This is a genomic window from Sphaerotilus sp., assembly GCF_031429695.1.
Lineage (GTDB): Bacteria > Pseudomonadota > Gammaproteobacteria > Burkholderiales > Burkholderiaceae_C > Sphaerotilus.
In genome coordinates this window covers 18,415-27,791 of the sequence record NZ_JANPAB010000073.1, presented here as the reverse complement: position 1 = coordinate 27,791, position 9,377 = coordinate 18,415, and the positions used below count along the sequence as shown (strand labels likewise).

At 66.9% G+C, this 9,377-nt stretch carries 6 protein-coding genes and 1 riboswitch; of the genes, 4 read left to right on the top strand and 2 right to left on the bottom strand.

What is annotated here, in order from left to right; all coding sequences use genetic code 11:
* The first annotated feature begins 192 nt into the window (after positions 1-192).
* Positions 193-765 (top strand): class I SAM-dependent methyltransferase, encoded by a 573-nt coding sequence (locus RMP06_RS14490; protein WP_310462491.1) that lies wholly within the window; start codon positions 193-195, stop codon positions 763-765.
* A 73-nt stretch (positions 766-838) separates the two neighbouring features.
* Here the strand turns inward: RMP06_RS14490 and RMP06_RS14485 are convergent, their stop codons facing one another.
* Positions 839-1,720 (bottom strand): ProQ/FINO family protein, encoded by an 882-nt coding sequence (locus RMP06_RS14485; RefSeq protein WP_310462490.1) that lies wholly within the window; start codon positions 1,718-1,720, stop codon positions 839-841.
* A 73-nt stretch (positions 1,721-1,793) separates the two neighbouring features.
* Complete coding sequence (gene chrA, locus RMP06_RS14480) at positions 1,794-3,143, bottom strand: chromate efflux transporter (RefSeq protein ID WP_310462489.1); 1,350 nt, start codon at positions 3,141-3,143, stop codon at positions 1,794-1,796.
* A gap of 78 nt (positions 3,144-3,221) precedes the next feature.
* A riboswitch (S-adenosyl-L-homocysteine riboswitch) is annotated at positions 3,222-3,306 on the top strand.
* A 115-nt stretch (positions 3,307-3,421) separates the two neighbouring features.
* On the opposite strand from chrA, the gene ahcY reads away from it, so the two are divergent.
* The 3 genes from ahcY to RMP06_RS14465 are packed head-to-tail and all read left to right on the top strand — an operon-like array spanning position 3,422 to position 9,351.
* A complete protein-coding gene (gene ahcY, locus RMP06_RS14475; RefSeq protein WP_310462488.1) occupies positions 3,422-4,870 on the top strand; it encodes an adenosylhomocysteinase in 1,449 nt (482 codons plus the stop codon).
* A 24-nt stretch (positions 4,871-4,894) separates the two neighbouring features.
* Positions 4,895-8,530, top strand: coding sequence for a DEAD/DEAH box helicase (locus RMP06_RS14470; protein WP_310462487.1), 3,636 nt, complete (start codon positions 4,895-4,897; stop codon positions 8,528-8,530).
* On the top strand, positions 8,530-9,351 hold the full coding sequence (locus RMP06_RS14465; protein WP_310462486.1) for a TlyA family RNA methyltransferase: 822 nt from the start codon (positions 8,530-8,532) through the stop codon (positions 9,349-9,351). The genes RMP06_RS14470 and RMP06_RS14465 overlap by 1 nt, the downstream gene beginning before the upstream one ends.
* Positions 9,352-9,377: the final 26 nt, after the last annotated feature.

Here is a 9,377-nt window from a genome sequence, read left to right as displayed (position 1 = left end):
ATAACTCGAATGAAAATTTATCATGAAATCAACGACTTACGAAGACTTCGAAGTGATTTTTCCGGAAATTGGCCTAAAAACTGCTCTAGAGTGATTGCAAGCTATTGATTTCAAAGACTTTATTTATGCAACAAAGCCATGTTGATACACAAAATACTCAATGTCATAATTGTGCCGTTTAGAAAAAAAAGAATGGAATTTTTCCTTAGAGAAATAAATCCACAGCCTTTAGGCAAAATATTGGATGTTGGTGGCACGCCCTATAACTGGAATCTCATTGGGTATAAAAATGAGGTGGTGCTTCTGAATATATTGCCGCACGAGGGCGTGCCGGAGGCGAATAATTTTATATTCGTGACTGGTGATGGTACAAATCTTGAGTATTCCGACAACCAGTTCGACATAGTTTTCTCCAACTCTGTCATCGAGCATGTGGGCTCATACCAGAAGCAGAAAGACTTCGCGCGCGAGCTTTGCCGGGTGGGGACGAAGATATGGCTACAAACCCCAGCCCGCGAATTTTTCTTCGAGCCGCATTATGTGACGCCATTTATTCATTGGCTACCAAAAACGTGGCAGAAAAGACTCCTGCGAAATTTTTCCTTCTGGGGAATTATTGCCAGACCAAGCCGAGATTATATTGATGCATTCGTCGATCAAACTAGATTGCTAGGGTATGAAGAGATGGTAGAATTTTTCCCTGGGAAAAGAATAATCCGGGAAAAATTCTTGTTCATGACCAAAGCATACATCGTGACGAACTAGCGCCAACCATTCAACTGGCGAATGAAAATGGTCGCAATTTGCGGCCCTTTTCATTGTTGGTTTTCCAATGCGATCAGCGTGGTGCGCGGTCCCGTCGTGGGCTGCCGCTTGCACCGATGGGGCCACGAGTATCGCGGCGCGCAGGGCGGTCACCGTCCGGGCGGCGAGGACGGCGGTCATCCAAGTGTTCTATCGGCGGGGTAGCTGGCCGGCTCGCCACCCACTCCGCCATTTCCTTGCGCGCGATCTCCAGCACCCGGTCCAGATCCGCCTCCGGCAGTCCCTTCAGCACGCAGAAATTCCCCCGCGTCAGCGTGGTCTTCTCGAAGTCGCGCAGCAGTTGTGCGCGGTTACGGCGCTTCTGCTCCTGCAGTTCCTGCTCTTCGCGCTGCTGCGTCTGCGCGGCGCGTTCTTCGGCGCGGGCCTTGTCGCGGTTGGCGCGCTCGGTCTCGGCGTCCTTGGCGCGGCGGTCCTGGTGGACGGCGCGGCGGCGGTCCAGCTCTTCCTGCGCCACCTGGCGGTGCTCGTCGGTGATTTCGCCAGCCGGCTGGCCGTCGAGGTCGAAGCGGTGCTCGGCCTTGGTGAGCGCGATCAGGTAAGCCGTGGTGCCGGTGTGGCGGCGCAGGAACGCCGACATCACCGCCTTGGTGAACACGCCCGGCGCGCGCTCCTTGATGTCGGCCTGGATGCGCAGCTTCAGCGGCTTGGCGGCTGTGCCGGCGAACAGGGCCGGGAAGCGGTCCTTGAGCTGGCGGGCGCATTCCGACGGGGTCATCTCGGGCACCTTGGGCGCGGCCGCGGCGGGGGCCTCGACCACGGCGGTGTCCGCAACTGTCTCCGCCACGGGCTCGACAGCAGCGCTGTCCGCAACCGTCTCCGCCACGGGTTCGGCGATGGACTCGGCGACGGGCTGTGCAGCCTCTTCAGGGATGATCGGGGTGTCAGACGTGGACATGGGGCGGTGGTCGTTGGGACAGAAAAGGGCTCCATTGTGGCGGCAAGCGGGCGGGAGCGGGCTGGGGGCCCTGTCAGCCCGCCACGCTGCGGGCGATCAGCCCCAGCACCGCACAGCCGGCGATGACCTCCACCACCGACCGCTTGTAGCGCAGCAGCGCCACCGCGGCCCCCGCCGCGATCACCGCCGACACCCCATCGAAGCGCCCGCTGAACCCTGCCGGCCACAGCACGTGGTAGCCGAAGAACAGCGCGAGATTCAGGATCACTCCGACCACGGCGGCCGTGATGGCGGTGAGTGGGGCCGTGAACTTCAGGTTCTGGTGCGTGGACTCGACCAGTGGCCCGCCCGCCAGGATGAAGACGAAGGACGGCAGGAAGGTGAACCACGTCACCAGCGTGGCTGCCGCCGCGCCGGCCAGGAAGAGATGCCCCGGCCCGAACAGCGCCTGCACGTGACCACCGACGAAACCGACGAAGGCCACCACCATGATCAGCGGGCCAGGCGTGGTTTCGCCGAGCGCCAGGCCGTCGATCATCTGCGTTGGCGTGAGCCAGCCGAAGGTGTCGACCGCGCCCTGGTACACATAGGGCAGCACCGCGTAGGCGCCGCCGAAGGTCAGCAGCGCCGCCTTGGTGAAGAACCAGCCCATGCGCGTGAGCGTGTGTTCCCAGCCGAGGGTGGTGGTCAGCCACGCCATCGGCACGGCCCACAGCAGCGCGCCCGCCCCAAGCACCCGCGCCAGCCGCTGCCAGCGGAAACGGGCGTGTTCGGGCGTGGGCGTGTCGTCATCGATCAGCGCGGGGCCGGCGGAGACCTTCGCCGCACCATGGCCGCCGCCGGTGCGGAAGGTATCGGGTGCGAACCGGCCGCCGATGGCGCCAACTACCGCCGCCGCCAGCACGATGGCCGGGAAGGGCACGTCCAGCGCGAAGATCGCCACGAACGCCGCTGCGGCGATGGCCCACAGCGTGGCGTTTTTCAGCGCCCGCGAGCCGATGCGGTGTGCGGCCTGCACGACGATGGCGGTGACGGCCGGCTTGATGCCGTAGAACAGCCCGGCCACCAGTGGCAGCGTGCCCCAGGCGATGTAGACCCACGACAGCGCGATCAGCAGCACCAGCGAGGGCAGCACGAACAGCCCGCCCGCGATCAAGCCGCCCACGGTGCGGTGCATCAGCCAGCCGATGTAGGTGGCGAGCTGCTGGGCCTCCGGGCCGGGCAGCACCATGCAGTAGTTGAGCGCGTGCAGGAAACGCCGCTCCGAGATCCAGCGGCGGCGTTCGACCAGCTCCTGGTGCATCAGCGCGATCTGCCCGGCCGGGCCACCGAAGCTGAGAAAACCGAGCTTCAGCCAGAAGAGCAGGGCGGCACGAAAGGAGACGGCCGCCGGTGGGGTGAGGGTGTCTGGGGGCGGTTGCATGGCTTGACCGGGAAAAGAGATGGACACCCGGCGCTGCTTGGCACAACGGTCCAGCCGGGGTGGCTACAATCGCCCTTCGTGTTCGAGGAGCGTTGCAAGATCGGTGGTTGTACCCGATCCCAGGCTCGAACCCCTCTCAACAAGGCAACGTCGCTCACCCGCTCGCCCGCATCTGCGGCGAGGGCACAGGGTGAGCCGGCACGGTTGCCGTTCTCGTGATCCCTGACTGGCCCGCGCGTCGATGCTGTGAGCGGCTCATCCTCCGGAGCCCATTCCTCATGAACGCTGTCGTCAAGTCTGTCCACACCCCCGATTTCCTCGTCGCCGATCTGGCGCTGGCCGCCTGGGGCCGCAAGGAAATCCGCATCGCCGAAACCGAGATGCCCGGCCTGATGGCCATCCGCGAAGAATTCGCAGCCGCGCAGCCGCTCAAGGGCGCCCGCGTCACCGGCTCGCTGCACATGACGATCCAGACCGCCGTGCTGGTCGAGACGCTGCAGGCGCTGGGCGCGGACGTGCGCTGGGCCTCGTGCAACATCTTCTCGACGCAGGACCATGCCGCCGCCGCGCTGGCGGTCAAGGGCACGCCGGTCTTTGCCTACAAGGGCGAGACGCTGGCCGACTACTGGGACTACACCCACCGCATCTTCGACTTCGGTGCCGCCGGCACGCCGGGCGAAGGCCCGAACATGATCCTGGACGACGGCGGCGACGCGACGCTGCTGATGCACCTGGGCCAACGTGCCGAGAAGGACCAGTCGCTGCTGGACCACCCGACGAGCGAAGAGGAAACCTGCCTGTTCGCCTCGATCCGCGCCAAGATCGCCGCCGACCCGACCTGGTACACCCGCAAGGCCGCCGAGATCATCGGCGTGACCGAGGAAACGACGACCGGCGTGCACCGCCTGAAGGAAATGTCGGTCGCCGGCACGCTGCTGTTCCGCGCCATCAACGTCAACGACAGCGTCACGAAGAGCAAGTTCGACAACCTCTACGGCTGCCGCGAGTCGCTGGTGGACGGCATCAAGCGCGCCACCGACGTGATGATCGCCGGCAAGGTGGCTTGCGTGGCCGGCTACGGTGACGTGGGCAAGGGCTCGGCGCAGGCGCTGCGCGCGCTGTCGGCGCAGGTCTGGGTGACCGAGATCGACCCGATCAACGCCCTGCAGGCCGCGATGGAAGGCTACAAGGTCGTGACCATGGAGTACGCCGCCGACAAGGCCGACATCTTCGTGACAACCACCGGCAACAAGGGCGTGATCCGCCACGAACACATGCTGGCGATGAAGGACCAGGCGATCGTCTGCAACATCGGCCACTTCGACAACGAGATCGAGGTCGCGTCGCTGGAACAGTACGAGTGGGACGAGATCAAGCCGCAGGTCGATCACATCATCTTCCCCGACGTGGACGGCAAACCGGGCAAGCGCCTGATCCTGCTCGCCAAGGGCCGGCTGGTGAACCTCGGCTGCGGCACGGGCCACCCGAGCTTCGTGATGTCGTCGAGCTTCGCCAACCAGACCATCGCGCAGATCGAGCTGTTCACGCGCCCGGACGCCTACCAGTCCGGTCAGGTCTACGTGCTGCCCAAGCACCTCGACGAGAAGGTGGCCCGCCTGCACCTGAAGAAGGTGGGCGCGATGCTGACCGAGCTGACCGACGAGCAGGCGGCCTACATCGGTGTGTCGAAGCAGGGTCCGTACAAGCCCGACACCTACCGTTATTGAACGACCGCGAAGGAACCCGGCCCCATGGACGAACTGCTGCGCATTGCCAATCCCGGCTTGTCGGCGTTGATCGACCTGTTCGACACCCGCACCTGGCAGCGCAGCACGCCCTATGTGAACCAGGGCCGGGTCCAGCACGTCGATGTGGTGGAGGACGACAACGCCCACCCCGGCTGGCTGATCGACGCGCGGGTGTATGGCAGCGACACCTTGCCCTACGCGACCGGCATCGACCTGGGCTGCGACGACCAGGGGCAATGGTGGTTCCAGGGCCGCTGCACCTGCCCGGTCGGTGACCGCTGCAAGCACCAGGCGGCGCTGATCGGCCACCTGTCGCGCTACCGCAAGGACATCGTGCCGTCCCCGGCACCCGCTCCGGCCGTGAAGAGCATGACGGTGTTCAACGTGGAGGCACTGATGGCGGCCAATGCCAAGCTGGTGGCGGAGCTGAAGGCATCGCAATCACCTGCCCGCCCGCCTGTGGCCGCCCCCGCGCCCGTTCCCCCTCCACAGTCGGGTGTGCTGGACCGCTGGTGGTCCCTGCTGACCCCACCGCCGCCACTGCCATCGTCGCATGTGGTTCTGTCGAGGTCACCGGTGATGGACAACGAGGTGCTGCTGTTCACGCTGACCGAGCAGCGCATCCCGTCCACGGCCGCGTTCGCCAGTGTGGCGCTCGGGGGGCGACGCGCGACGGTGCTCAAGGCCAAGCTCGGCGCCAAACCGGGCGAGCCGCGCAAGCTGGGCAAGCTGCGGGCGCTGGCGTCCGATGCCTGGCGCGTGTCGCAGCGCAGTGACGATGCGCTGTTCCGCGCGGTGGCGCAGTGGCTGTGGGTGCAGCAGGCCTTGCCGGGCCGGTCACGTGGGGCGTATGACGAGTTGTCGGATGCACCGGTGCAGGACCAGTTGGGGCTGGCGGTGCTGGAGTCGGCCGTGCGCGCGGGTCGGGTTGTGGCGGCAGATGAACAGGGCTGCCCCGGCCCGGTCTGGTCCTGGGGCGAGCCGCGCACGCTGGACTGGGCCTGGACCACGCTGCCGAGCGGCGCCTGGCAGTTGGTGGCCCAGGTCGATGGCCGGGTGGTGTCGCAGGTGCGGCCGGTGCCGGGGCCAGTGTCGCTGTACCTCGACCCGATCCACGGGCAGGTGGGCGTGCTCGATCTGCAGGGCCTTGCACACGAGCAAGCTGCCCGCTTGCTGCAGGCGCCGGCCATGCCCGACGACTGGCTGCGCACCCAGGCCGCGCAACCGGAGGTGCGGCGCGTGCTGCCCAGCCTGCCGGACGCGGTGGCGCAGCCGGTGGCGCGGCGCATCCGGGACGTGGCGCCCGTGCCCGTCCTGCACATCGATTTCGACGCCGACGAGAGCGAGCCAAGGTTGACGCTGGCGTTCGACTACGCCGGGCAGCGTGGCTACTGGTCGGGCACCGAGTCGGCGCAGCAGTTCATCGACACGCCGGCCGGGCTGGTCGATCTGCGGCGCGACGTGCTGCGCGAGCATGCGGCGGTGCAGCAGTGCGCCGCACTGGGCTGCGAGCCGCTGCCACCGTCTGGCGCCACCTCGGTGTTCGAATTCTGGCGTCTGGAAGGGGCGAATGCGGCCCAGCGCCAGCAGCGTTTCGGCAGCTGGCTGGCCGACGATTTCGCCGCTTGGCGCGAAGCGGGTTTTGTCATCGAGACCGGCGAGGGCTGGGGCGCGCAGGTCAGCCCGGTGGACAGCCTGGACGTGTCGCTGGGCGATGCGGGCTCCGGGGAAACCTTCGACGGTCTGCAATCCGACGCCCAGGCCGAGACCGCCGGCGACTGGCTGCACCTGTCGATCGGCTTCCGGGTCGGCGACCGGCGCATCAACCTGCTGCCGTGGGTGCCGCAACTGGTGGCGCAGGCGCATGGCGCGCCGGGCGCGGCGCTGCAGGCGCCCGAGCGGCTGTGGGTCCACGACGCGCAGGGCCACTGGTGGGGCGTGCCCGGTGCGGCGCTGCAGCCGTGGCTGGCGGCGCTGGTCGAGCTGGTGGGCGAGCGGCCGGCGGGGGCGTTCCAGGCGGAGACGCTCGAACTCACGCGCATCGAGATGCTGCGCCTGAGCGCGGAGGCGGTGGCGGTCGATCTGCCGGCCGGCCAGCGCGGCGCCGGGGCGCTGCACGATCTCCTCGACGCCAGCCACCACGGCGAGTCCCATCCGACGCCGGACGGGGTGGTCGCCGACCTGCGCCCCTACCAGCGCGCCGGGCTGGCCTGGCTGCAGGCGCTGGCGCGGCAGCGGCTCGGCGGTGTGCTGGCCGACGACATGGGCCTGGGCAAGACCCTGCAGACCATCGCCCATCTGGTGGCCGAGCAACAGCGTGGCGCGCTCGACCGCCCTGCGCTGATCGTCGCCCCGACCAGTCTGGTGGGCAACTGGCGGCGCGAATGCAGCCGCTTTGCCCCAGGGCTGCGCGTGCTGGTGCTGCACGGGCTGGAGCGGCGCGGGCGCTTCGATGACATCGCCCACCACGATGTCGTGCTGACCACCTACCCGCTGCTGCCGCGTGACGCCGAAATCCTCGTCAAGCAGCCGTGGCACGCCGTCGTGCTCGACGAGGCGCAGACGATCAAGAACGCCAAGACCCAGGCCGCGCAGGTCGTGCAGATGCTGCAGGCCCGGCACCGGATCTGCCTGTCGGGCACGCCGATGGAGAACCACCTCGGCGAGATCTGGAGCCTGTTCGAGTTCCTGCTGCCCGGCTACCTGAGCAGCGAAACCCGCTTCAAGACCCTGTTCCGCACCCCGATCGAGAAGCAGGGCGACACCCAGCGGCTCGCGCTGCTGCGCCGGCGCTTGGCGCCGTTCATGCTGCGCCGCACCAAGGGCATGGTCGCCACCGAACTGCCGCCCAAGGTCGAGACGGTGGTGCGGGTGCAGTTCGACGCCCCGCAGGCCAATCTGTACGAGACCATCCGCCTCAGCACCGAGCGGTCCGTGCGCGAGGCGCTCGATGCCAAGGGCCTGGCGCGCTCGCACATCATGGTGCTCGACGCGCTGCTGAAGCTGCGCCAGGTCTGCTGCGATCCGCGGCTGGTGGCGATTCCGCAGGCGCGCAAGGTCAAGGTCTCGGCCAAGCTCGACTGGCTGATGCAGACGCTGCCCGAGATGGTGCAGGAGGGTCGGCGCATCCTGCTGTTCTCGCAGTTCACCTCGATGCTCGAACTGATCGAGGAACGGCTGAAGGCGGCCGGGCTGACCTGGGTCAAGCTCACTGGGCAGAGTCCGGGCCACCAGCGGGACGCGCTGGTCGAGCGGTTCACCAGCGGCGAGGTGCCGATCTTCCTCATCAGCCTGAAGGCGGGCGGGGTGGGGCTGAACCTGCCGCAGGCCGATACCGTGATCCACTACGACCCGTGGTGGAATCCGGCGGTCGAAAACCAGGCCACTGACCGCGCCCACCGCCTCGGCCAGACCCAGACCGTGTTCGTCTACAAGCTGGTGGCCGAGGATACGCTGGAAGAGCGCATCCTCGCCTTGCAGGAGCGCAAGGCGGCGCTGGCGGCCGGTCTGCACGGCGCGGCTGGCGCGGGCGGTGTGGCCCTGACTGAATCCGACCTCGCGTGGCTGCTCCAACCCTTGGGCGCCGCGGTCGAGGCCGCTGAAACTACGTTGAAATTGAATCTTTTGGAGAATTCCTGATGCGCATAGACCAAGTGCTGGTTGCCCGGGGCATGGCCCCCACCCGTTCCGCGGCCCAGCGGTTGATCGAGCGCAAGGCCGTGCGCTGGCTCGCCCCCAAGGGCTGGCTGGTGCCGACCAAGTCCGGCGAGGACGTGCCCGAGGACGCCAAGGTCGAGATCACCGACGACGCGGAGCTGCGCTTCGTCTCGCGCGGCGGCCTGAAGCTCGAAGGCGCCATCGCCCGCTGCGGCTTCAGCGTGGCAGGGCGCACCTGCCTCGACGTGGGCCAGAGCACGGGCGGTTTCACCGACCTGCTGCTGCAGCAGGGCGCGACGAAGGTTGTCGGCCTCGATGTCGGCCGCGACCAGCTCGCCGCCAAGCTGCGTGGCGACGAGCGCGTGGTCCCCTACGAGGGCATCAACGCCCGCGACGTGAGCGAGTCGGCCTTCGCGCAGGAGTGGGCGCAGGCCAGCTTCGACGTGGTCGTCGCCGACGTGTCGTTCATCTCGCTGACCCATGTGCTGCCGACGCTGTTCGCCTACATGGCGCCGGACGCGGACCTGCTGGTGCTGGTCAAGCCGCAGTTCGAGCTGCAGCCGGAGCACATCGGCAAGGGCGGCATCGTGCGCGACAAGTCGCTGTTCACCGAGGTCGAGACGCGTGTGCGCCAGTGCTGCCGCGACGCGGGAATGAAGGTCCACAGCTACTTCCAGAGCCCCATCACCGGCGGCAATGGCAACACCGAGTTCTTCCTGTGGGCGCGCCACCTCGACCTGGAATCCGGCGACAAGCCGATTGCCAAGCCCACGCCCAAGAAGCCTGTCCGAGACGACACCTGAGCAGCTCCGCCTGCGCAGACCACGAC